The 21,556-nt window shown below is 68.0% G+C and carries 22 protein-coding genes; 15 read left to right on the top strand and 7 right to left on the bottom strand.

Translation table 11 applies throughout. From position 1 onward, the window contains the following. Positions 1-314: 314 nt before the first annotated feature. Entirely contained in the window at positions 315-893 is a 579-nt protein-coding gene (locus Pmi06nite_RS40840; RefSeq protein ID WP_203958629.1) for a TetR/AcrR family transcriptional regulator, read from the bottom strand. Between the two features lie 90 nt (positions 894-983). Between Pmi06nite_RS40840 and Pmi06nite_RS40845 the strand changes: the two genes are divergently transcribed. After that, positions 984-1,430, top strand: coding sequence for an anthrone oxygenase family protein (locus Pmi06nite_RS40845; RefSeq protein WP_203958630.1), 447 nt, complete (start codon positions 984-986; stop codon positions 1,428-1,430). A gap of 291 nt (positions 1,431-1,721) precedes the next feature. Further along, positions 1,722-2,942: an erythromycin esterase family protein gene (locus Pmi06nite_RS40850; RefSeq protein ID WP_203958631.1), complete on the top strand. Its 1,221-nt coding sequence runs from the start codon at positions 1,722-1,724 to the stop codon at positions 2,940-2,942. Between the two features lie 329 nt (positions 2,943-3,271). On the opposite strand, the gene Pmi06nite_RS40855 is transcribed toward Pmi06nite_RS40850, so the two are convergent. Further along, positions 3,272-3,877, bottom strand: coding sequence for a tetratricopeptide repeat protein (locus Pmi06nite_RS40855; RefSeq protein WP_203958632.1), 606 nt, complete (start codon positions 3,875-3,877; stop codon positions 3,272-3,274). Positions 3,878-4,374: 497 nt separating this feature from the next. Between Pmi06nite_RS40855 and Pmi06nite_RS40860 the strand changes: the two genes are divergently transcribed. The 5 genes from Pmi06nite_RS40860 to Pmi06nite_RS40880 are packed head-to-tail and all read left to right on the top strand — an operon-like array spanning position 4,375 to position 7,100. Then, positions 4,375-4,545, top strand: coding sequence for an alpha/beta fold hydrolase family protein (locus tag Pmi06nite_RS40860; protein WP_203958633.1), 171 nt, complete (start codon positions 4,375-4,377; stop codon positions 4,543-4,545). Positions 4,546-4,559: 14 nt separating this feature from the next. Beyond that, positions 4,560-5,363 (top strand): alpha/beta fold hydrolase, encoded by an 804-nt coding sequence (locus Pmi06nite_RS40865; RefSeq protein ID WP_239114557.1) that lies wholly within the window; start codon positions 4,560-4,562, stop codon positions 5,361-5,363. A 56-nt stretch (positions 5,364-5,419) separates the two neighbouring features. Continuing rightward, positions 5,420-6,208 carry an oxidoreductase gene (locus Pmi06nite_RS40870; RefSeq protein WP_203958634.1) on the top strand — a complete coding sequence of 263 codons (789 nt, stop codon included), beginning with the start codon at positions 5,420-5,422 and terminating at the stop codon, positions 6,206-6,208. Beyond that, on the top strand, positions 6,205-6,378 hold the full coding sequence (locus tag Pmi06nite_RS40875; protein WP_203958635.1) for a hypothetical protein: 174 nt from the start codon (positions 6,205-6,207) through the stop codon (positions 6,376-6,378). The genes Pmi06nite_RS40870 and Pmi06nite_RS40875 overlap by 4 nt, the downstream gene beginning before the upstream one ends. Next, positions 6,375-7,100: an alpha/beta fold hydrolase gene (locus Pmi06nite_RS40880; protein ID WP_203958636.1), complete on the top strand. Its 726-nt coding sequence runs from the start codon at positions 6,375-6,377 to the stop codon at positions 7,098-7,100. Before Pmi06nite_RS40875 ends, Pmi06nite_RS40880 begins: the two co-directional genes overlap by 4 nt. Before the next feature lie 131 nt (positions 7,101-7,231). Here Pmi06nite_RS40880 and Pmi06nite_RS40885 read toward each other — a convergent pair whose 3' ends face one another. Next, positions 7,232-7,600, bottom strand: a complete 369-nt coding sequence (locus tag Pmi06nite_RS40885; protein WP_203952368.1) for a VOC family protein — start codon at positions 7,598-7,600, stop codon at positions 7,232-7,234. A 630-nt stretch (positions 7,601-8,230) separates the two neighbouring features. Here Pmi06nite_RS40885 and Pmi06nite_RS40890 point away from each other — a divergent pair. After that, positions 8,231-8,719 (top strand): DUF305 domain-containing protein, encoded by a 489-nt coding sequence (locus Pmi06nite_RS40890; protein ID WP_239114558.1) that lies wholly within the window; start codon positions 8,231-8,233, stop codon positions 8,717-8,719. Between the two features lie 81 nt (positions 8,720-8,800). On the opposite strand, the gene Pmi06nite_RS40895 is transcribed toward Pmi06nite_RS40890, so the two are convergent. Further along, positions 8,801-11,887 (bottom strand): ExeM/NucH family extracellular endonuclease, encoded by a 3,087-nt coding sequence (locus tag Pmi06nite_RS40895; protein WP_203958638.1) that lies wholly within the window; start codon positions 11,885-11,887, stop codon positions 8,801-8,803. A gap of 318 nt (positions 11,888-12,205) precedes the next feature. Here Pmi06nite_RS40895 and Pmi06nite_RS40900 point away from each other — a divergent pair, with 318 nt between their 5' ends. Beyond that, positions 12,206-13,498: a hypothetical protein gene (locus Pmi06nite_RS40900; RefSeq protein WP_203958639.1), complete on the top strand. Its 1,293-nt coding sequence runs from the start codon at positions 12,206-12,208 to the stop codon at positions 13,496-13,498. Here the strand turns inward: Pmi06nite_RS40900 and Pmi06nite_RS40905 are convergent. The 3 genes from Pmi06nite_RS40905 to Pmi06nite_RS40915 all read right to left on the bottom strand — a co-directional run bounded on the left by Pmi06nite_RS40905 (position 13,467) and on the right by Pmi06nite_RS40915 (position 16,642). After that, the gene (locus Pmi06nite_RS40905; protein WP_203958640.1) at positions 13,467-14,837 is read right to left on the bottom strand and encodes an aldehyde dehydrogenase family protein; all 1,371 of its coding nucleotides are present in this window, start codon (positions 14,835-14,837) and stop codon (positions 13,467-13,469) included. The two genes, Pmi06nite_RS40900 and Pmi06nite_RS40905, sit on opposite strands and share 32 nt — an antisense overlap. Before the next feature lie 73 nt (positions 14,838-14,910). Then, positions 14,911-15,348 (bottom strand): GFA family protein, encoded by a 438-nt coding sequence (locus Pmi06nite_RS40910; protein WP_203958641.1) that lies wholly within the window; start codon positions 15,346-15,348, stop codon positions 14,911-14,913. 88 nt (positions 15,349-15,436) lie between these two features. Further along, a complete protein-coding gene (locus Pmi06nite_RS40915; RefSeq protein ID WP_203958642.1) occupies positions 15,437-16,642 on the bottom strand; it encodes an MFS transporter in 1,206 nt (401 codons plus the stop codon). 266 nt (positions 16,643-16,908) lie between these two features. Between Pmi06nite_RS40915 and Pmi06nite_RS40920 the strand changes: the two genes are divergently transcribed. From Pmi06nite_RS40920 to Pmi06nite_RS40945, 6 genes are all read left to right on the top strand, one after another. Then, positions 16,909-17,856, top strand: a complete 948-nt coding sequence (locus Pmi06nite_RS40920; protein WP_203958643.1) for a helix-turn-helix transcriptional regulator — start codon at positions 16,909-16,911, stop codon at positions 17,854-17,856. A 159-nt stretch (positions 17,857-18,015) separates the two neighbouring features. Continuing rightward, positions 18,016-18,843 carry an LLM class F420-dependent oxidoreductase gene (locus Pmi06nite_RS40925; protein ID WP_203958644.1) on the top strand — a complete coding sequence of 276 codons (828 nt, stop codon included), beginning with the start codon at positions 18,016-18,018 and terminating at the stop codon, positions 18,841-18,843. Between the two features lie 180 nt (positions 18,844-19,023). Continuing rightward, the gene (locus tag Pmi06nite_RS40930; RefSeq protein ID WP_203958645.1) at positions 19,024-19,911 is read left to right on the top strand and encodes a LysR family transcriptional regulator; all 888 of its coding nucleotides are present in this window, start codon (positions 19,024-19,026) and stop codon (positions 19,909-19,911) included. A gap of 143 nt (positions 19,912-20,054) precedes the next feature. Beyond that, positions 20,055-20,447 carry a VOC family protein gene (locus Pmi06nite_RS40935; protein WP_203958646.1) on the top strand — a complete coding sequence of 131 codons (393 nt, stop codon included), beginning with the start codon at positions 20,055-20,057 and terminating at the stop codon, positions 20,445-20,447. 207 nt (positions 20,448-20,654) lie between these two features. Then, positions 20,655-20,984: a PadR family transcriptional regulator gene (locus tag Pmi06nite_RS40940; RefSeq protein WP_203958647.1), complete on the top strand. Its 330-nt coding sequence runs from the start codon at positions 20,655-20,657 to the stop codon at positions 20,982-20,984. A 2-nt stretch (positions 20,985-20,986) separates the two neighbouring features. Further along, positions 20,987-21,379, top strand: a complete 393-nt coding sequence (locus tag Pmi06nite_RS40945; protein WP_203958648.1) for a DUF1048 domain-containing protein — start codon at positions 20,987-20,989, stop codon at positions 21,377-21,379. The last annotated feature ends 177 nt before the right edge of the window (positions 21,380-21,556 follow it).

Below are 21,556 nucleotides of genomic sequence, written 5' to 3' on the forward strand. Positions count from 1 at the left end.
GCTTCTGAGGGAGCAAAAGTTGATCAGGCGGCGAGCTGTATTCGTCCTGGCGCGTGGTGAGCGCGGCGGTGCTCTCGAACGCCGTCGAATGGTTCGCGTCGTATGCGCGTCGCCGTGACCGCTCAGCTAGCCGTTTTCATGGCCTTTTAGCAGGTCAGGCGTTATGTGATGTGCCACACCAGCCAAAAGAGGCCCTTGACCAGCGGAAACGCGGCGGCGGGCCTCTTGCTGTGTGTCCGACTGTTCATGGTCGTCAACGGCGATCGACCAGCGGTGCCCGAGGGTCCCGGCTGCGTGCCCGCCGGGATGGTGCGTCAGATCATGGCGAGCCGGTCCACCAGCAGCTCCACCCTCGGCTCGGTGTCCTCCGGCGGCAGTCGTCCCGTCCGGGTCAGGGTGGCGAGCCCGTGCAGGGCCGCCCAGAACACCTCGGTGAACAGTGCCGGGTGGACGCCGTCCCCAGCGACCTCGCTGAGGTTTTCCAGCAGGGCGGCGAAGGCGTCCTTCAGAGGTTGTGGGGTGTCCTCGTTCGCGAACGCCAGGCCGCCGTCGAGCTGGAACATGGCGTCGTAGACCGCCGGGTTGCGTGCGGCGAATTCGAGGTAGGCGCGGGCGAGGGCGGCGACCCGGGTGCGAGGGCCGTCCGCGGCGGAGGCCGCTGCCCGCAGCGCCGCGGCCATCTCGGCGGCGCCCTTGAGGGCGACGGCGCCGATGATCTCGCGCTTGCTGCGGAAGTGGCTGTAGAGGACGGGCTGGCTGTATTCGATGCGCTCGGCGAGCTGGCGGGTGGTGACCGCGTCCCAGCCCTGCTGCTCGGCGAGTTCGCGGGCCGTCGCCACGATGAGGCGCTCGCGCTCCGCCCGTTCGCGCTCCTTGCGTTCCTGTACCGACACGATTCGATCCTAGCATCGCTAGACAATCGAGCGACAGCAGTCTAGCGTTGCCTCATCATCTAGCGACGCTAGATCCCAGGAGAGGTCATCATGCTCAACGCACTTGAGATCGTCACCACCGTGGTCGTCGGCCTGATGGTGGGGGTGGAGTTCTCCGTCGCCTTCGTCATCAACCCGATCCTCAACGCCCTCCCCGACGACAGCAGCCAACGCGGCCGAAGCCACGGCGGTCGGATGCTCGGCGCCGTGATGCCGTTCTGGTACATCGGCTCGCTCGTCCTGAGCGCGGTCTGGGCCATCGCCGGATGGCACCACGACGGCGCCGGCCTTGTCGTCATCGCCGGCGCGCTGCTGATCCTCAGCGTGATCATGTCGATCCTGCTGCTCGTCCCGATCAACAACCGGGGCAAGACGTGGACCACCGAGAACCGGCCCGCCGACTGGAAGGAACAGATGAACCGCTGGGACCGCTTCCACTACGTCCGCGTCGCCGTCCTCATCGCCGCCTTCGCCCTGCTGGTCGCCGCCCTCGCCTGAGCCCGCGGGCCGACACCGCGCCGGTGGCGCACAATCCCCACTCCCCGGGCGGCAGCGGGCCACCGAATCCCGACATCCGTGAATGCGGCTCGATGCTTCTGCACTCCGAAGGACACTATGGCGCGACACATTCCGGTGAGCTTGAAGACAGGCGATGTGGTCGAGTAGGGGAGAACCGGCCGCGGCGGCGATCCGGGAGCTGGAAGAGGAGACCTGCCTCGATGATTTGCTGGATCGTCCTCCCCGCGACGTTCGGCGCGCTGCGCGTGCTCCACAAGGAGGTGCACTGACATGAGGCGGGCCCTTCCCGTGGTGACCGCACTCGCGCGGCTGGCCGGGCGCGGCGGCGTGGACACCACCGGTGTGACGTCCTCGGCCGTCGTCCCGCTGCCGGAGGCCACGCTCGACGCCGCGGCCAACGACCGCGTGGTCGGCGTCGGCGAGGCGACCCACGGCAACAAGGAGTTCGTCCAGGTCCGCCTGCAGGTCATCAAGACCCTGGTGGAACGGCACGGCTTCCGCGCCGTCGCGCTGGAAGCCGACTTCGGCTGCGCGGCCGTCGCCGACGACTACGTGACGGGCGGCCAGGGCACCGCCGAGGACGCCGCCAAGGCGCTCGGCTTCGACCTTTACCGCACCCGTGACACGGCCGGCCTCCTGCGCTGGATCCACGACCACAACGCCACCGTGCCCGACGCCGAGAAGGTCCATCTCTTCGGCTTCGACATGCAGAGGTACGACCGCAACAAGGAGCGCCTGCTGCGCTACCTCACCGACGTGGATCCTGCGCAGGCGGCCTCGGCCGAGCGCTCGCTGTCCGGCCTCACCGACGCCACCCGCACCTCACCGCCTCCTGCCGGGGCCAAGGACGCAGTCGCAGGCGTCATCAGCCTGCTGAAAAGCAAGCGCGAGGCGTACGTACGGGCCGGCTCCGAGCAGGCGTACGCCGTGGCGGTCCACCACGCCGAGACCATCCGGCAGGGCGTCGAGCTCCAGTCCTCGGGCAACGACTACCCGGCCAAGCGCGACGCCTGGATGGCCGAGAACATCGGCTGGATCGCCGGCCAGGCCAAGGGCAAGATCATTGTGGCCGCGCACGACGGCCACATCGACAAGAGCGGGGCCGCCTACTTCTTCGAGTCGATGGGCCGCAGGCTCGCCGCCACGTACGGGGACGACTACTTCGCGATCGGCACCGACTTCGGCACCAGCACCTTCATCACCAAGGACTCCATGTCGGGCCGCCGTCAGAAGTTCACCGTGGAGACCGACGCGCCCCTGGCCAAGCTCTTCGGCGGCGAGCCGATGGGCTACGTGGACATCGCCCAGGCCTCGGCCGACCCAGCCAACCGCAGGCTGCTCAACTCGAAGGTGCCCATGGGCAGCGTCGGTGACGAGTTCTCCGCCCTGTTCAGCAAGATGAGCAAGATGTACACCGTCGCGACGGTCCCGGCCAAGGCCTACGACGCCCTGGTGTACGTGCCGCACGCCGGCCCGGTGACACCCCTCTGATCACAGGAGGCCGGCGTCGCGGACCTTCATCGCGACGTGGACCCGGTTGTCGCGCTAGAAGCGTGTTGTGTTCCGGGTTACCCCCACCATTAGGTGGCCGGACACGAGTTCGAGCGCTTCCCGACACCGACATCAGCACTGTCGGGCGAGGGCGTATGCGTCGGTTCGGACCTTGCACCTGCCACCAGGGATTTTCCCAGCTCAGAGGCCCTACGGGGTCTCTTTTGCTTTCCAGGGACATACAGCCGTAGGTCACCGCGAGCCGCCATCCCTCGCTGGTCCACCAATATGCGCGCAATGATCTTGATGATCGTTCCGTACGGTTTCGATCAGCGCCGTCGACGACGCAAGTCGATCAGGCATGCGTGTGCCATGGCAGCGAATTCCGGGTGCCGTGTCGCGATGACCCGCTCGAATGCGGCTTCGGCGTCCGCGACCCGACCCGTGGCGAACCAGAGGGCACCGAGCTGGGTCAGTGCTCCCGGAGACTCGTCGGGGTGACCTGAATCCACCGCGCGCTGCAACGCGCGCATCGCCTCTTCGGTATGGCCCTGTCTGGACAGCAGGCCACCCAGATTGAAAGCCCCTTTCGGTGAGGCCTCCGGGTGCCCCGACTCCATGGCGATGGTCAGGAGGGTTCGGGCCTGCTCGGTGTCGCCTTCGTGGAACAGGATGATCCCCAGGTTCAACGCGGCCGTCGCCGCCGCGTCGGAATTGGGAAAATTCATGGCCATCCGGTACGCGTGCTGGGCACCGCGCGCATCACCGCGGGATTCCAACACCAAGCCCAGATCGAAGGCTGCCATCCCGGCGGCCGATGACCTGCCCTCGACCGCGATCACGCGCAGCATTTCCTCCGCCGCGGCGATGTCGCCTTTCTCGTAGGTGTTCCTCGCCACCGCGATCGCGAGGACCTCGATGTCGGAACTGCTCACCCGCTCAGCGGGGATACCCCGGTCCTGCGCCGCCGCCAGCATGGAGTCAGAGACAGAATCAGATGCGGCCGCCCGTCGTCGCCAGGGTTCCGGCCACCACCGCATCCCTTGTCCACCCCTTCTGCTGAGGGCCCTATCTCATCCTTCAGTCACTCCCTTTGCGGGTCAACACAAACCGGTGCCGGAAACCGGGAGCGGCCAAAGGCGCCGTTGTCGGCCCAGGATCGGCCGTCGCGGACGGCCCGCGTCCGGTGCGAGCTGTTCGAGGACGGGCCCCGCCGGCTGGCCCCCGGCCTGTGGACACTGGGGTGTTTCCCTGATTCGGCGGCCTGCCCCGGCGCGGTTCCATGAGGACGACCGGTCAAGGCGACGCAGGGGATGGAAACGGTGCTCGCTCACGATCCGCACACGGCCGGGCCCGGCCGGCATCGGGCTTTGCACGCGCATTCCCAGCCGACATCGCCGACAACGCCCGCTACCGCAGGACGAAGCTCACCATGCCGGTGCTCGCCATCGGTGCGAGCGGCAGCCTTGGCGATCTCGTCCCCTCTCCGGTGCGGTCGTACGCCACCCACGTGACCGGACTTGTGATCGCGGACTCCGGCCACTGGATCTACGAAGAACATCCCGCCCAACTCACCCGGCATCTGCTCGCCTCCCTCGACTGAGAGCTGGATCCATCATGTTGAACCCCCTCCGCCGGCGCGGCGCGATGATCGCGCTGGCCGCCCTCGCCCTGTTCACGCTCGCCGTCCCGGCATCGGCCGCCAGCCGTCCCGATCCCCCGAAGCCGACCATCGTTCTCGTGCACGGTGCCTGGGCCGACGCGTCAAGCTGGTCGGACGTGACCGGCCGGCTGCAACGGCTCGGGTACACCGTGCTCGCCGCGCCCAACCCGTTGCGCGGGCTCGGCGCCGACGCCGCGTACCTGTCGGCGTTCCTTGCTCAGCGGACCAGCGGCCCGGTCGTCCTGGTCGGCCACTCCTACGGCGGCGCGGTCGTGACCAACGCGGCCGGCACCGACCCCGACGTGAAGGCGCTCGTCTACGTCAACGCGTTCGTGCCAGACGAGGGCGAGACGGTCCTCGGCCTGCAGGGGGGCGGCGACCCGAGCGCGCTGTTCGACGTCGTGGCCTACCCGGGGGCGCCGGCCGGAGACGTCGACCTCTACATCAAGTCGGCGGTGTTCCCGCAAGCGTTCGCCGGTGATCTGCCGGCCGCCACGGCCGCCCGGCTGGCCGCCGAGCAGCGTCCGATCGCGCTGAGCGCACTGCAGGAGCCGTCCGGGCCGCCCGCCTGGAAGAAGCTGCCGAGCTGGTACCTGGTGGGCACGAAGGACGGCATCCTGCCGCCGTCGCTGCAGGTCACCATGGCGAACCGGGCGCACAGCCACGTCACCAAGGTCGCCGCGTCGCACCTGTCGATGTTGTCCCGGCCGCAGGCCGTGGTGGATGTCATCGTCGCCGCCGCCAAGTCCGCCCGCTGAACCCCGCACGCGGCCCCGCCTCAGGTGCGGGGCCGCGTTCCGCAGAAAGGCACGTCGTGGAGCTGCACCTGTCAGGCAAGACCGCAGTGGTCACCGGCGCGAGTAAGGGCATCGGGCTGGCGATCACCCGGGCGCTCGCCGCAGAAGGCGTCAGCGTGACCGCCGGAGCACGGCACATCAGCGCCGAGCTGTCCGAACTGGCCGCGGGGGGCCGCGTCCGCCCGGTCGCGGTGGACCTCGCCACCCTGGACGGCCCGGCCGAACTGGTCGAGGCCGCCGGCGCGGCGTTCGGTGGCCTGGACATCCTGGTCAACAACGTCGGCGCGGTACGCCCACGCACCGGCGGCTTCGCGTCCGTCACCGACGTGGACTGGCTCGCCACCCTGACCGTCAACTTCCTGTCCGCGGTGCGCACCACCCGCGAGGCGCTGCCGCTCATGCTCGGCCGCGGCGCCGGCACGATCGTGTCCGTCAGCTCGGTCAACGCGTCGCTGCCGGACCCGCTGGTGATCGACTACAGCGCAGCGAAGGCGGCCCTGGCCAGTTTCAGCAAGTCCCTGTCGAAGGAGCTGGGCCCGCACGGGATCCGGGTCAACACCGTCAGCCCCGGGCCGGTCGCCACCGACCTGTGGCTCGGCGCGGACGGCGTCGCCGCCACGCTCGCCCGCCACAACGGCGGCGAGTCGCACGCGGTGGCGGAGCAGGCCGCCGCCGACTCGGTCACCGGCCGATTCACCCACCCGGACGAGGTCGCCGACCTCGTCGTCCTGCTCGCCAGCGTCCGCGCCGGCAACGTCACCGGCGCGGACTTCGTCATCGACGGCGGCCTGATCGGCACCCTGTGACCCGGACGCTGGCGGCGGGGGTGCCCACCACCGGCGTCCGCTACAACGGCACACTGCAGCACTTCATGATGCTCAACCCCGTCCGCTCGACCGCGGCGGCAGGCGCCGCCGTAGCTCAGGCCATCGAGGTACTCGAGGCCGCCCTGACCTCCGGAAAGGCGAACTCATGACCACCACAGAACAGCCCGTCGTCGTCCTCGTCCATGGCGCATTCGCCGAGTCCGCGAGCTGGAACCGCGTCATCCAGCGCCTGCGCGGCCGCGGGCTGACCGCCGTCGCGGCGGCCAACCCGTTGCGGAGCGTGGCGGGCGACGCCGCCTACGTGCGCGACGTGATCGCCGGCATCGGACGGCCGGTCGTCCTGGTCGGCCACTCCTACGGCGGCATGGTGATCAGCCAGGCGGCGGCCGGCAACGACGCCGTGCAGGCCCTCGTGTACGTCGCCGCCTTCGCACCCGAGCCCGGAGAGAGCGCGCTGGTGCTGTCCGGCAAGTTCGAGGGCAGCAGCCTGGGTGGCGCGCTGGTCGCCTACCCGGTCTCCTCCGGCGGCAACGAGTTCCGGATCGCCGAGGACAAGTTCCACCACCAGTTCTGCGCCGACCTCGACGCCGATGAGGCCGCCCTGATGGCGGCGACCCAGCGCCCGGTCACCGAACAGGCGCTGACCGACGGGCTGACGGTGAGCGAGCCGGGCTGGCGTGCCAAGCCGTCCTGGTTCGTCCATGGTGATCGCGACCTCAACATCCCGGCCGAGGCGCTGAGGTTCATGGCCGAACGCGCCGGCTCGCTCGGAACCCGCGAGATCGCAGGCGCCTCCCACGCCGTCGGGGCATCCCAGCCCGACGCGGTGGCCGCAGCCGTCCTCGACGCCGTCGGTCACGTACAGGGCTGAACGAAGGCAGGCGTGGTCGGGCACGCGACGAATGAGAAGCCGCCCGACCACGGCTGCTCGCTCTGGCAGCCCGCGCGGCATGTTCGGTGGGATGCGCGTGCGTGCTCCGGTGCGTGGATGAAGCGGTGAGTTCAGCGGGATCGGTGGCAGACTGCCTCGACGTTGTTGCCGTCGGGATCGCGTACGAAGGCGCCGTAGTAGTCGGGGTGGTACTCCGGCCAGACTCGGGGCTCATGCAGGACCTCCGCGCCGGCGCCGATGGCCGCGGCGAAGAAGGCATCGACGAGCCGGCGGTCGGTTGTCGCGAAAGCGATGTGCGACTCGCGGAAACCGTCGCCGGTCGACTGCCGGCCAATCCAGAACGTGGGGCGGTCAACGCCGTATCCGATGACTGGACCGAATTCCATGATCCGTCGACCGCCGAGCGGCGCCAGAACAGCGTCGTAGAAGGCCGCGCTCTTGACGAGATCTCCGCACTGAATCGACACGTGATCAAGCATGGCGGCAGTCTGCCAGACGGCACCGACAGCGGCGAGGGCATCGAAACAGCCGGCTGACCGGGGTGTCGCTGCCCGATCTGACCTTCAACGGTGCACCGTCAGTTGCCGGCCTGGGGGGCGCGGGGCTTGGCGCGGACGTGCATGCGCTCGCCTTGGCGGCCGAGGATGCTGAGGATCTCGACGGGGTGTTCCCCGGTGCTGCCGAACCAGCGCGGCCTTGCACCTGCCGCCAGGGATTTGCCAGCTCAGAGGCCTTACGGGACTCTGATGAGGAGAGCCGGCATGCGGGGCGGTGGTTTGGCCGCCCCCTGGAGCGACACGGGGATTGGGCTGGTTTGTCCCAGGGCACGACGAGCATTGCTCACTACGGGGAACCGCCGCTTCCGCGAAACCGGCCGTGCTCCGGGTAGGCGAAGGCAGGGACGGCGCCCGGGTGCTTACAGGTCCGGGCCGGCCACCTGGAGCGGATGAAGCCCTGTCCGTCGAAGCAGCGGGGGCGGAAAGAACTCGGTGACCATGCCCATTAAACGATCGTGCATTCTGTCTCTGGGGGTTGCGGGCGGGGCACTCGCGCTGCTCACCGGTTGCGGAGCCGGCGAGCTCGCGTCAGGGGCGCAGTCCGCCGCCGATGTGGCGGGCGTCGTCGCGAGCCCGTCGCCGTCCGCGGCATTCAATGACGCGGACGTCATGTTCACGCAGATGATGATCGTTCATCATCAACAGGCCGGCGACATGGCGGACCTGGCGGCGACCCGAGCCTCCGACCCGGAGGTCGAGAAGCTGGCCGCCGCCATCAAGGATGAGCAGCAGGCACAGATGAAGGACATGCGCGGCATGCTCACGGCCTGGGGTAGGGCCGCCGCACCCGGCCAGATGGCCGAAGGCATGCCCGGCCTGGTCTCCCAGAGCGACATGGACAAGCTCGCGGCGGCCAAAGGGCCTCGCTTCGACAGGCTCTTCCTGCAGCACATGATCGCTCACCACAAGGGAGCGATCGAGATGGCTCGCACCGAGCTGGCGCAGGGTGCCGATGAGCAGGCCAAGAAACTCGCGGATTCCATCGTGGCCGATCAGCGGTCCCAGATCGACCAGATGCAGAGCATCCTCAAGCGACTCTGACAGCGGCGGAACATCGGCGGATACGCGACGGGGCCGCCTTCGATCTGCATCGAAGGCGGCCCCATCTTCATTGGCCTCTGGTCAGTTGACGGGCTGCCAGGGGCCGTAGGGCTGGCCGGGCACCTGGTTACGGGTCCACCACTGCGCCCTGTACTTCTTGTTCTTGTACACGACGACGTCGCCGGTGTTGAAGACGCGGGACGCGGTCCAGACGGCGGTGCCGTCGGCCGCGGTCTCCATCTGCTCCCACGGGCCGTTGGGGTCGCCCGGCTTCTGGTTCTGCGTCCACCACATGGCCAGCCAGGTCGAGCCCTGGTAGGTCACCGTGTCACCGTTGTTGTACACCTTCGAGGCGATCCAGGCCGGCGCGACGGGCGTGACCGGGAGGGTCAGCCCGACGATGACCGGGTCGTGGTCGGAGGCCGCGAAGGGGTCGGTGCCGTTGAACAGCTGGGCGGCGTTGTAGTTGTAGCGGCTGTAGCCGTAGGCCACGGATTCCTGCGCGTTGATCTGCCACACGTCCGCGCCGGTCGCCATCGCCTTCGCGGCCGGGCTGGCCAGCACGTGGTCGAGGGAGCCCTGCAGGCCGTTGAAGGAGTACGTCGACTCCGACGGGTCGAACGTGCTGCCCAGGTCGGTGTAGCCGGCGGTGTACAGGACCTGCATCGGGTCCTCGTGCGTGTAGGCGTTGAAGTCGCCGAGCAGGAAGATCCGGTCGGTGCCGAGGCCGGTCGCCGACTGCGACGCGAACGCGGAGAGGTCCTGGGCCTGGCGGACCCGGGTCGCGTTGTACGCGCCCTGGTCGACGGCCGGGGACGAGGTGTCCTCGATGTCGCCGTCGTAGAGCGGGGTGCCGGCGCCCTTCGACTTCAGGTGGTTGGCCACGACGAGGAACGCGTCCTTGTCGGTGGCGCCGGCCTTCTTGAAGCCCTGGGCCAGCGGCTGGCGGGCGATCGAGAACGGCTGGCCGGGGCCGGAGTCGCCGGTCAGCACGGTCGACGGTCCGACCAGGGCGACGTCGGCCGGCTTGTAGATGAAGGCGGTACGGATGACGTCCTGCTGGGACAGCGGCGGCAGCTTGTCGGCGGACGGCGACGGAGCGTAGGCCCAGACGTTCGAGCCGGCGGCCGCGTTGAGCGCGTCGACGAGGCCGGCCAGGGCGGTGTCACGCGGCTCACCGAACTTGACGGAGTTCTCGATCTCCTCGAGCGACACGATGCTCGCGCCGAGCCGGTTGATCCCGGTGACGATCTTCGCCTGCTGGCGGGCGAAGTTGACGTCGTCGGCCGCGCCGCGCGGGCCGGAGCCGCCGTCCGTGCCGGTGCACGTGTTGACCGCGATCCGGTTGCCCTGCCGGTCCGTGTAGTAGGTGCAGCTCCCCAGTCCCTTGGCGACGTAGTCCTCGCCGGTCATGGGGAAGTAGTTCTCGACGTTGAACGTGGCCAGGCGGACGTCGCCGCCGACGGTCGCCGGCCGCTGGTTGCCGGTACGGAGGTCGCTGAACGTGGCGACCGCCGAGCCGTCGCCGGTGACCTGCTGCCTCGGCTGGAAGTTCCACAGAGAGAACCGGTACTCGAGGATCACCGGCTCGTGGAAGGTCACCTTCGAGCCGACCGTGACCGGGTTGGTCGTCGTCAGCCACGGCAGCGGAGTGTCGCGGGAGCCGCTGGTGCTGTAGTTCGCGCTGGAGCCGTCGTCGAGCGTCACCATCCGGGCGGCGTTGTCGGCCGCGGCGGCCTTCGCCTCGGCGCTGCCCGCGGTTCCGGCGTCGGTCGGCTGGCGCAGCGGCTTGTCGCCCGCGGCCAGCGTGAAGGAGCCGTAGAAGTTCGCGTCGTAGTTGTCCGACACCGTGAAGTCGCCCTGCGGCGCGATCAGCTCACCCTCGTGCGCCTCCTTCGCGGCGTCGGTCGCCAGGTCCGACCACGCGATCTGGTCCGAGACGACGGCCGGCAGCGCGGTGGCGAGCTTGGTCACCGTCGGGAACTGGATCTCGGTCTCGCCCTGGAACTCGGTGACCTCGCCGGTCACCTGGACGCTCTCGCCGATCGTGACCTGGCCGGCCGACGCCGACCCGTAGACGAACACCGCGTCGGAGGCGCCCGGAGTCTTGTCGTCGGCCTTGGTGCCGCCGGCGCCGCCGGTTTCCAGGAAGAAGCCGTTGAAGCCGCCCGTGGCGTAGACCGCGGTCACGACACCCTCGGTCGTCACGGTCCGCCCCTTGTACGGCGAGGTGTCGGTGTCCGTGCCCTGGATCGACGCGATCGGGGTGATGGTCGAAACGACCTCGGTGACCTGGAAGCCGAAGGTGGCCGAGCCGGTCGCGCCGGTCGAGTCGGTGGCGGTCACCGTCACCGACGACGTTCCGGCCGTGGTGGGAGTGCCCGAGACGGTGCCGTCCGAGGAGATCGTCAGCCCTGCGGGCAGCCCGGTCGCCGTCCAGGTGTACGGCGCGGTGCCGCCGGAGGCGTGCAGGTCGATCGGCGTGATCGCCGTGCCGGACGTGGCGCTCTGCGCGCCCGGGCTCGTGACCGTGATCGTCCCGGTGCCGCCGCCCGGATTGCCGGCGTCGGAAGCCGCGTTCTGGGGGGTCGGGGCGGCGGTGTGGAAGTCGGCGGCGTTGTCATCGGTGTCCGTGCCGTCCGCGCCACGCTGGTAGCTCAGGGTCAGCGAGTTACCCGTCGGAGCGTTCGCCTCCGGAGAGTTGCTGGTTCCCCAGCCGATCTTGTCGATCACCGTGCCGTCGGTGGGAAGCACACCCGAGGTGCTGGCGGCGATGAACAACGTGCCGCCGCCCGCGCCCGGGTTGACGCTTCCGCCGGTGCTCAGGTCGGGCGTCGGCAGTGGCGCCCCAGGGTTGCTGCTCGCGTTGTTGCTCGGCAACTGGATGAGGAAGTGGCCGTGGCCGGCGACCGTCCCCGAAAGCGCGAACACCTGCGAACCGCTCGGGACCACGGTGCTCGTGGGCGCGCGGTACTGGAGGGTGTCGCCGGTGAGGGAGATGGCATTCGACGTCGGGTTGTAGAGCTCGACGAACTTGTTGAGGTAGCTCGCGCCGGACGAGCCCCCGTTGACGTACGCCTCGCTGATGATCAGGCCGGTCCCGGCCGGGCTGGCGGACGCCGGGGCGGCGAATAACGAGCAGGCGACGCCTGCCGTGGACAGTGTCAATGCGGCGATGGTGACTCGCCGGAAAAGCGGCGCAGACAAAGACCGCACCTCCAAATGGGGTCGCTGGCGTGCTGTGGCCCCGCTGGCTCAGCAGGGCCGACAGAGCAGGCTAAGCGCCGGTCTTTGATCGCGTGCGGACAGAACCTGAACGGCGTGTTACGGGGGGCTGGGTATCTGGGTGCAGGAGCACCGAGGGCGCGACGCCATGAGGACCGAAAGCGCGTGATGCCCGGCCAGGCACAGGTACGGCCCGCCTTCCTCATGGACGGCCACGTGCACGGAAGTTGGTCCTGGCATCGCTCCCATCCTCCGCAGTGGATGCCGGCGAGCGAGAGCTTCATCGGTGCTGCCCGTCTGTGGCAGTGTGGCGGGATGCGCGATCGTCGCGGGCTTGAGGAGGTCCATGGCTCCGAGTGGGTCCACGGACTGGTCGATGCCGATACCGGCATTCGGGCGGCGGCGCTAGCTCGGCATCACGCGCTTCTTGAGGCGCGGCACGCCGAGGAGGTGAGCCGCACACTTGTCGGCCTGGTGGATGCCTTCACCGCGTTCGAGCACGGGTCCGATTCCCGGCGCCGGGGGAACCATCGGCGCCTCGCTCCTTATGGAGTGGTTTTCCTGCAATGGGAGCGTCGATTTCCGGCGGAGTGGCGGGACGGCTGGACTTACTCGCCATGGTCGGCGAAGGAGGCGGTCCTGGCGGCGTTTTGTGCCGGGGGTCCGACGCCGGAGACGGGCCCGGCGCTGGCTGATCTGCTGCTCGCGACTGTCCATCGGAGGCAGCGTTGTCAGGACCGCTGGTACTGGCGCCTTGCCCGTCGCCTTGACAGCCCGCCGCTGCGCACCCGCCTTGAGGCGGCTGCCGAGGGTGCCGACGATCTTGCTCGGCTGCGGGCTGGATTCGTGCTCTGGTCGCTTGAGCATCCCCAGGAGGGGGTGGGCAGCGCGGCCTGGCGGCGCTGGCTACGGTCGGAGGGGCGGCCGGCGACGTCGGCCATTGCCGGGCCGGGTCTGGCTGCTATGAAGCCGGCCGCAGCGGCCTCGGTCCTGGCGGGTTTGGCGCCAGCCGACGCCGCGATCGTGCTGGAGGGCCTGCACGCGGGTCCAGCGGCCAGGATTCTTGCGGTGATGAGTCCGCTCGAGTCCGCAGCACGCGCTGTCGAATTGATGGATGTTCGGCTGGCGGCGAGGGCGTTGAAGGCGATGGACCCACCGGCCGCGGCCGGCGTGCTGGCGGGCATGGCCCCGTCCGCGGCCGCTGTGCGGTTTCCCGGTAGCAGCAGGGCTCAGCTGTTGCTGCTCATGGACATCGACGCTGCCGTGGCCCGGTTATGCGCCATGGCGCCCGCCGCCGCTGGGGAGCGGTTGGAGTTCCTTCCGCCGGCAAGGGCGGCCGCGTTGCTCATGCGAATGGACTCCTCTTCCGCGGCTCGTGCCTTGACGAGGATGGGTTGGTGGGGGCCGTCGCGGGTGCTCTCCGAAATGCCGCCGGCCGTTGCCGCCGACCTGCTGGCGAAAGTCGCCGCCGAGGGGCGCTTCGACGGCGCGCCGAAAGCCGGACCGGATTCCGAGCTTCGCGCTACGGCGCGACCGTTACCAGCTTGCGGTTGAGGAATTCGCCGATGCCCAGTTCCGACAGTTCACGTCCGAATCCGGAGTTCTTGACCCCACCGAAGGGCAGACTCGGCGAGTCGGCGAAGCAGGAATTGATGTACACCATGCCGGCCTCGATCCGGGTCGCCACCTGTCGGGCATGCTCGACGTCGGCATCGAAGACGTAGCCGCCCAGGCCGAACCTGGTGGCGTTGGCCAGCCGAATCGCTTCTTCCTCGGTGTCCACGACGTAGAAGGACAGCACTGGTCCGAAGGCTTCTTCCTGGTAGAGCGGGTTGTCCTCGCCGATGTCCGTGATGATCGTCGGTTCGAGATAGAAGCCGGGACGGTCGACGCGGTTGCCGCCGTGCACGATTCGCGCTCCCGCAGCCTTGGCGTCCTCGACCAGCCGAAGCAGTCCCTCCAGGGCGCGTTCACTGGACAGGGGGCCGACCAGAGTGGCCTCGTCCTTCGGGTCACCCACCCAGATCGCGGCAAAGCGCTCTTTCAGGGCGGCCAGCATCTCCTTGCCCCGTGCCCTGCCGACCACGATCACGCGCTTGATGTTGACGCAGCCCTGCCCCGAGTTGTAGGTGCGTCCCATCACCACTTGCTCGACCGCATGTTCCAAAGGCGCGCCTTCCAGGATCAGAGCAGGGTCGCTGCCGCCAAGTTCCAGGACCGCCTTCTTGAGGTTGCGGCCGGCGCGTTCCCCTACTGAAGTCCCCGCCCTCTCGCTACCGGTCAGAGTGACGCCGCGCACGCGGAAGTCGTCGACCAGCATGGCGATCTGCTCGATGCCGCAGAAGAGGTTCGTGTAAGCCCCTTCCGGGGCTCCCGCCTCCTCGAACAGTCGAGCGAAGGCCAGAGCGCACTGCGGCACGCTCTCGGCGTGCTTCATCATGACCACGTTGCCCGCTACCAACTGGGACGCGGCCACACGGGCCGGCTGATAGTAGGGGAAATTCCATGGCTCGATCGCCAGGATGACGCCGATGGGTTCGGCGATCAGCTTCGCGCCGGGCCGGCCCGGCAGCGACTGCTCCGCGAGGAACTTCTCCCCGTGCTCGGCGTAGTAGTCGAGAATGTCGGCTACAAGATCGACTTCAAAGTAGCCGAATCGGGTGACCTTCCCCATCTCCAGGGTCAGGTATTCCACGTACTCATCCCGCTTCTCGCGCAGGATCTGGGCGGCACGACTGACGATTCGAGCCCGTTCCGCAACCGGCCTGAACTTCCAGTCTTCGCGGTAGAGCTTGTCCGCGGTTTCCAGTGCCGCGAATACTTCTGCATCCGACTGCAGCGGGAACTCTTTCACGAATTCGCCGGTGGCCGGGTTGATCGTACGAAAGCTCATGGCCCACTCCTCATTCTGGCGTTTCGAATCGATGCTGGGTGCCCTCAGTGCCGCGATCTCCTCGACGCGCGCGTTACTTCGCGTCGCCGTCGAACCTTGCTCTGTTCGGGTTCGGTTCGATCCAGTCCTGGGCCCGACGCCACCACACCTCGGCGGACGGCTTCAGCCCCGTGGGGTCATCGAGGGTTCCGGCCTTGACGATCACGAGATCGGGCCGTTCGTGAAGGATCGTGAAGATCGGAGTACCGCAGTCGCCGCAGAAAAGCCTGTCCCGCAGGTTGCCGTTTTCGGCTCCGACGGTTCGGTAGGACTTGGGCGTTCCCTTGGTCTCCAGGGAATCGCGCGCCACCAGAACGTTCACTGAGAACGCCGCACCGCTGTTTCGCTGGCAATGAGCGCAGTGGCAAAGGACGACGGTCTCGGGCTCCGCGTCGAATCGGAAGCTGATCGAGCCGCACAGGCAGTGTCCGGTTCGCACGCTGGAACCAGGCGCCGGATCGATTTCGCTCATTTGAGGATCTCCCTTATTTCGGTCCGCTGGGTTGTCCCCAGCGATGGTTCTTCCGCGCGCGGCACTGTGGTTGCGATTCGTCACCGCATCAGGCCTTCTTGGGGAAGGCGTGCTTCGTGCCGCCGATGACTGTTGCGGCTGCGGCGATCAGGAGGATCAGCGCTGCCCAGGTGATCGAGGCGGTGCTCAGGCCGGCGATCAGGAGGCCGCCGATGAAACCGCCGACCGCGATGGAGGCGGAGAAGACCGTGATGGTGATCGACTGGGCGACGTCGGCTGCCTCACCCGTGGTGTTGATCACGGCACCGATGAACAGGCTGGGGGAGCTGCCGAACGCGAAGCCCCACGCTGCGACGGCGACGTAGACCAGCGACGGCGCATTCGCGAAAACGGCCAGCATGAGCACGCAGGCCGCGAACACCACGGTGCTGCTCACCACGAGCCTTCGCAGGTGACGGTCGATGTGCGTACCGACTACGAGAACGCTGAGCACGGAGGTGACTCCGAAGGCGAACAGCACCCAGCCTGTCTGACCTGCCATCCCCGCGTAGGACAGGAGATCGGTGATGTACGTGTAGAGGATGTTGTGCGCGATCATGTAGGTGGCCAGCGCGAACAGGATGGGACGCAACCCGGGGACGACCAGGACCTGCGAGATCTTGAAGCGTGTCTCGACCGGCTGTCCCGGCAGGTTCGGAAGTGCCAACAGGCCCCACGCCATGGTCGCAACGCTGACGGCGGCCGAGGCGTAGAAGGCGAGCTGCCAACCGCCGAGGCTGCTGAGCCAGGTCCCCAGCGGGATACCCAGGGCCAGCCCGATAGGGGTTCCGGCCAGGGCGATGGCGATGGCTCGGCCCTGCCGTCCCTCTGGCGCGAGGCGGGCGGCGTAGCCGCCGAGGAGAGGCCAGATGAGTCCGGTTCCCAGACCGGCGACGAAGCGGAGAACCAGCGTCAGTGTGTAGTCGCCGGACAGCGCGGTGAGCGCGTTGGTGGCGGCGACCATGGCGAGGGCGAGCTGCAGGACATGCTTACGCGGCCATGTGGCCGTCGCCCGGGCAAAGGGGATCGCGCCCAGCGCGGTGGCGAACGCGTAGAGCGTGACGGTCTGACCGGCCAGCGAGACGCTCGTGTCGAGCGTGCGGCTCATTTCCGGCAGCAGACCGGCCGGGAGGCATTCGGTGAGGATGCTGATGAATCCGGCCAGGAAGAGGCTGAGCAGGGCCTTGCCCGGGAGGCGGTCCTGCCGGGCGTTCACCGGGGCCGGGGCGGTGGATTTGGTGATGGCGTCAGTCATGGTGATGTTCCAGGAGCTCTGTTCAGCCCGTCAGGGCGGGTGCGCCCTGACAGGAGGGCTGGGCAAGGGCAGGCCGGGCCGTTGCACCGGCGATACCGGTGATGTGGGGGGCCGGGGCCGGTCCAGGGGCTTGCAAGCCGTTGCCCGGACACATCGAGCGTGCTTCGGGCGCGCGGTCTTAGCCAGACACCCGCTTCGTCTACGTCTCGTGTGGCTATCACTGGCAGGGACAGGCTGAGCTGCGGACTCCGAGCGATACTCGAAACATGGCAAGCCACCGTGCCGCCCGCACCGGCCCCTCAGCCGCTCCTGAATCGGCTCCGGAGCCGGACCTGCGGGAGGGACTCGACCCGCGCGCAGAGCTGAGTAAATTCCTGCACACCCGCAGGGCCCGCCTCAAACCGGCTGATGTAGGGCTCACCGACCACAGCCGACGGCGCCGCGTGCCGGGCCTGCGGCGCGAGGAACTGGCGCAGCTTGCCGGAGTCTCCGGGGCGTACTACACGCGCTTCGAGCAGGGCAACGCCCGCAACGTCTCACGCGAAGTGCTGGATGCGATCTCCCGCGCACTCAAGCTCTCCGAAGCCGAGCACGCCCACCTGCTACGCCTTGCCCAGCTCAAGCGGCATCAGTGGCAGCCCGAGCCGCCGCGCCAACAGGTGAGGCCCGAGATGCTGCAACTGCTGACGGCGATGGAAGGCGTGCCGGCATACGTATGGGGCCGCCGCGCCGATGTTCTTGCCTGGAACCAGACGGCCTCCGCCCTCTTCGGAGACTGGGCCGCCCGTGTCCCGCAGGAGCGGAACTGGGCCAGGATCACCTTCCTCGACCCCGCATCCCGGAAGCTGTTCACGGACTGGGAGTCCAAGGCGTACGACGTGGTGGGACAACTACGGCTGGGGGCCGGCCTGCACCCCGACGACTCGCTGCTCGCGTCGCTGATCGGTGAGCTCTCCATGAAGAGCCGGGACTTCCGCAGGCTGTGGGCCGCCCACGACGTCAAGAAGAAGACGTACGGCACCATGCGCCTGTCGCATCCGCTGGTGGGGGAACTGACGCTGCGCTACGAGACCTTTGCGCAACTCGGCGATCAGGAGCAGTCGCTGACCATCTACCATGCCGAGCCCGGCTCGCCCTCGGAAGAGGCGCTGCGCCTGCTGGCCAGTTGGGGAGCGGACGCCTCACAGGAGCGGCCCACCGGCACACCGCATTAGACGGGCTTCGGCCCGAACGGCGGCGGCAAGACGACGACCATGGGGGATGGGCATAACGCAAGGAACGGGTGTTCGAAGCCTCCAAGGGTGACATCAGATCGAGGCAGCGAGGCTCACCCTGGCAAGCGGCAGGCGCGGGGAGCGTGATTCACTCGTTATATGAAGGTTGGTGTCACGACGTTCACGACGGACGAGGGCATCCGGCCCGCCGTGCTGGCCAAGGCGTTGGAGGAGCGCGGTTTCGATTCGCTTTTCGTGCATGAGCACAGCCATGTTCCAGTGAAGCGAGAGACGCCGTTCATCATGGGCGGCGAGCTGCCTAGGGTGTATTACCGCACGCTCGACCCATTCGTCGCGTTGACGGCGGCCGCGACGGTGACCGACAACCTCTTGCTGGGAACCGGAGTGGCTCTGCTGGCCCAGCGCGATGTGATTCAGACGGCCAAGGAGGTCGCGAGCCTGGACCTGGTGTCCGGTGGCCGGGTGATCTTCGGTGTGGGTACGGGCTGGAACCGCGAGGAGATGCGCAATCACGGCACGGATCCGCGTACGCGGGGAACGCTGCTGAACGAACGGCTGGACGCGATCAAGGAGATCTGGACCAAGGACCAGGCCGAGTTCCACGGCGAGTGCGTTGACTTCGACCCGATTTTCAGTTGGCCCAAGCCGATACAACACCCGCATCCGCCCATTTGCATCGGTGGCGATGGCCAGGTGGCTCTGGCCAGGGTGGCGGCACACGGCGATGGTTGGATGCCGCACTCGGTGGATCACCCGGCCCAGGCCCGAACCCAGTTGAACCAGTTGGCGGAGGTCGTCGGGGACGTGCCGGTGATTGTGGCGTCCGTGCCACCCAGCCCCGAACTCGTCGCCGCCTATGCGGAGGCGGGGGCCGACGGCGTGGCGCTTTCGCTGCCGACCGAACCCGAGGCCGAGACTTTGCGCTTGCTGGACGCGTTCGCCGCGTTCGTCGGCGAATATCGGTAGCCACGCGGCCGGCGGGGATTACGGCCTCAGGCGGCACGCACCCCAGCCCGAACGACTCCGACCCGATCACGCACCCCGCGCCGGCGAGTGATCGAGCTCGATAACTACTCCCAATGGCACGACATGTCATACTTGCGCACCCAATGAACGATCTCGACGGGGGCGAGGAGCGGGAGCCGCGTGGAGCTGCGGGACATCGAGATCTTTCTGACCCTGGCCGAGGAGCTGCACTTCGGACGGACCGCTGAGCGGCTGCACGTCTCCGTGGCCCGTGTCAGCCAGGCGATCAAGAAACAGGAAAGGGCCATCGGCGTTGAGCTCTTCGTACGGAACAGCCGCAATGTACGGCTGACGCCGGTGGGTGAGCAGCTCCGGGATGACCTGCGTCAATTGCACTCGGGTCTGACGCAGAGCCTGGAGCGGGCCCGGCTGGCCGCCCGGGGCAAGTCGGGCACGCTCCGGATCAGCTTGTTCCCCGCCAACCTCCAGGAACTGCGCCGGTACTGGGAGACCTTCCGCACCCGCCACCCACAGTGGGAGCTCCGCCTGCGGATGTCGAGTTATGCGGATCCGTTCGCCCAGTTGCGCGACGGGGAGGTCGACATCCTGGTCACCTGGCTACCCGTGGAGGAGCCCGACCTGACCGTGGGTCCCCTGCTCTTCGCCGAGCCGCGAGTGCTGGCCGTGGCTGCCGACAACCCCCTCGCCAAGTGGTCTTCGGCTTCCCTGGAGGCGGTCGGCGACTATCAACACCTGGCCGTGGAATCTGCGCCCGATTACTGGTTCGACCACTACATTCCGGGCGTCACCCCGAAGGGCCGGCCGATCGAGCGCGTGGACCTCGTGGGCACCCTCGAGAACATCTTCATGCACACGGCCATGGGGGACACGGTCACCCTCTTCCCGGCCCACGTGAGCCGGTACTACTCCCGCCCCGACATCGTCTACCTGCCCGTCACGGACATGGATGCGCTGCCGTACGGGCTGGTGTGGCTCAGGGAAGCAGAGAACGACCTCATCCGCGCCTTCGCCGGGATCGTGCGTGACCTGGGACCGTTGCCCGACTGAGACCGTCAACTGTCGGGTTAACGACCGTTGCGATAGTCGCCGTTGTTCCTCGATCTTCCCAGCGCGATGCTTGATCCATCCAAAGATCGCGAATTTCCGGGAGGCTGGTCGTACATGTCGATTTCCAAATCCACGCCACGGCAATGAATGTCATTTCGTCCACGGTGTCCCTGACGGTCGCCGACCCGGCGGCCTCCAGCAAGTTCTTCACCTCCCATCTCGGGTTCCGCGAGATCCTGATCAATACGGACTTCATCGCGCTGGGCCGTGACGACGCGGCCGTCGACCTCGTCCTGATGCGGCACGATCCCGAGGTGGACCGGACCGGCCTCCGGCCGACGGGTGTGATCGTGTCGTTCGCGGTCACGGGCATCGCCGCCGAGTATGAGCGGCTGCGGAACGAAGGGGCCGACATCGGCGTCCCGCTGCACCAGGGCCGTGGGGGCGAGTGGGGGCTACGCCTCACCGACCCCAACGGTGTGGTGATCGAGCTCGTCGAATGGGAGCCACCGGGCGGTTTCCAGCCACCCGATTGAGGGTGCCGCCAACCAGCGTGGCACCAGCGGCCGAACGGCGACGGCCCGGTATCAGAGCGGTCGGCGATGGTCGATGTCGTCGACGATTCACAGGTCTGGCCCGCACGGGGGGCTTGCGCCTTCACTATTCAGCGTTACTATGTACCAGTAGTCAGCAACACCGAGTACTGGTAGTCAGTAGCACCGAGTAGCTGAAGGGGGGGCTTCATGGGCAAGCAGGTGACGGAGATGCTCAAGGGAACGCTGGAGGGCATCGTGCTCGCGATCTTGTCCGGCCGGCCCGCGTACGGCTACGAGATCACGGCGTGGCTGCGGGATCAGGGCTTCTCCGACATCGCCGAGGGCACCGTCTACGCGCTGCTCGTCAGGATCGAGCAGCGCGGTCTCGTCGACGTGGAGAAGGTCCCGTCCGAGAAGGGGCCGCCGCGCAAGGTGTATTCCCTGAACGCTCAGGGTCGAGAGCATCTCGAAGAGTTCTGGAGGACCTGGAGCTTCCTCACCGAACGGCTTGAACAGCTCCGCGAAGGAGGCAATTAGACATGGCCACAGAGTCGAACGAGCAGAAGAGTCGCTACCGGCAGTACCTGGAGATGGTCACAGGTCCGCTCGAGGACAAGAGGCGCTACCGGCAGTACAAGGCGCGCACGGAGCAGCTTCCCGCGAGCTATCACACGGCGATCGACGCGCTGCAGCGGTACATGATGTTTTTCGGGCCAGGGAAGGCGGACAGCCTGCTGGCGATGCTGGAGGATCTCGCCGATCTCTTCGAACAGAGCGCGGCGAACGGAACCCCGATCCGCGCGGTCGTCGGCGAAGACCCCGTGGAGTTCGCCGAGGCGTTTCTTCGGAACTACCCGGAGGGTCAGTGGATCAGCCGGGAGCGGGAACGGCTTGCCAACGCCATCGATCGCGTCACGGACGACAAGTCGTGACGAACCAGAGAACGGATATCCAGATGACAGCCAATCAGACCCAGGGCCCTGCGATCCATGTGCAGGGGCTGCAGAAGTCCTACAAGGAGTTGGAGGTGCTGCGCGGCGTGGACTTCGACGTGGCGCGGGGCAGCATCTTCGCCCTGCTCGGCTCCAACGGGGCGGGCAAGACCACGA

This window comes from Planotetraspora mira, from assembly GCF_016863275.1.
In the GTDB taxonomy this organism is placed as follows: domain Bacteria; phylum Actinomycetota; class Actinomycetes; order Streptosporangiales; family Streptosporangiaceae; genus Planotetraspora; species Planotetraspora mira.

Excerpts from the sequence above, each read along its gene's own strand:
- Pmi06nite_RS40945 (WP_203958648.1), top strand. The coding sequence starts at position 20,987 with ATGGCCACAGAGTCGAACGAGCAGAAGAGTCGCTACCGGCAGTACCTG.
- Pmi06nite_RS40885 (WP_203952368.1), bottom strand. The coding sequence starts at position 7,600 with ATGCTTGATCACGTGTCGATTCAGTGCGGAGATCTCGTCAAGAGCGCG.
- Pmi06nite_RS40910 (WP_203958641.1), bottom strand. The coding sequence starts at position 15,348 with ATGAGCGAAATCGATCCGGCGCCTGGTTCCAGCGTGCGAACCGGACAC.
- Pmi06nite_RS40935 (WP_203958646.1), top strand. The coding sequence starts at position 20,055 with ATGAATGTCATTTCGTCCACGGTGTCCCTGACGGTCGCCGACCCGGCG.
- Pmi06nite_RS40865 (WP_239114557.1), top strand. The coding sequence starts at position 4,560 with ATGTTGAACCCCCTCCGCCGGCGCGGCGCGATGATCGCGCTGGCCGCC.
- Pmi06nite_RS40880 (WP_203958636.1), top strand. The coding sequence starts at position 6,375 with ATGACCACCACAGAACAGCCCGTCGTCGTCCTCGTCCATGGCGCATTC.
- Pmi06nite_RS40925 (WP_203958644.1), top strand. The coding sequence starts at position 18,016 with ATGAAGGTTGGTGTCACGACGTTCACGACGGACGAGGGCATCCGGCCC.
- Pmi06nite_RS40860 (WP_203958633.1), top strand. The coding sequence starts at position 4,375 with ATGCCGGTGCTCGCCATCGGTGCGAGCGGCAGCCTTGGCGATCTCGTC.
- Pmi06nite_RS40905 (WP_203958640.1), bottom strand. The coding sequence starts at position 14,837 with ATGAGCTTTCGTACGATCAACCCGGCCACCGGCGAATTCGTGAAAGAG.
- Pmi06nite_RS40940 (WP_203958647.1), top strand. The coding sequence starts at position 20,655 with ATGGGCAAGCAGGTGACGGAGATGCTCAAGGGAACGCTGGAGGGCATC.
- Pmi06nite_RS40920 (WP_203958643.1), top strand. The coding sequence starts at position 16,909 with ATGGCAAGCCACCGTGCCGCCCGCACCGGCCCCTCAGCCGCTCCTGAA.
- Pmi06nite_RS40850 (WP_203958631.1), top strand. The coding sequence starts at position 1,722 with ATGAGGCGGGCCCTTCCCGTGGTGACCGCACTCGCGCGGCTGGCCGGG.
- Pmi06nite_RS40915 (WP_203958642.1), bottom strand. The coding sequence starts at position 16,642 with ATGACTGACGCCATCACCAAATCCACCGCCCCGGCCCCGGTGAACGCC.
- Pmi06nite_RS40900 (WP_203958639.1), top strand. The coding sequence starts at position 12,206 with ATGCCGGCGAGCGAGAGCTTCATCGGTGCTGCCCGTCTGTGGCAGTGT.
- Pmi06nite_RS40845 (WP_203958630.1), top strand. The coding sequence starts at position 984 with ATGCTCAACGCACTTGAGATCGTCACCACCGTGGTCGTCGGCCTGATG.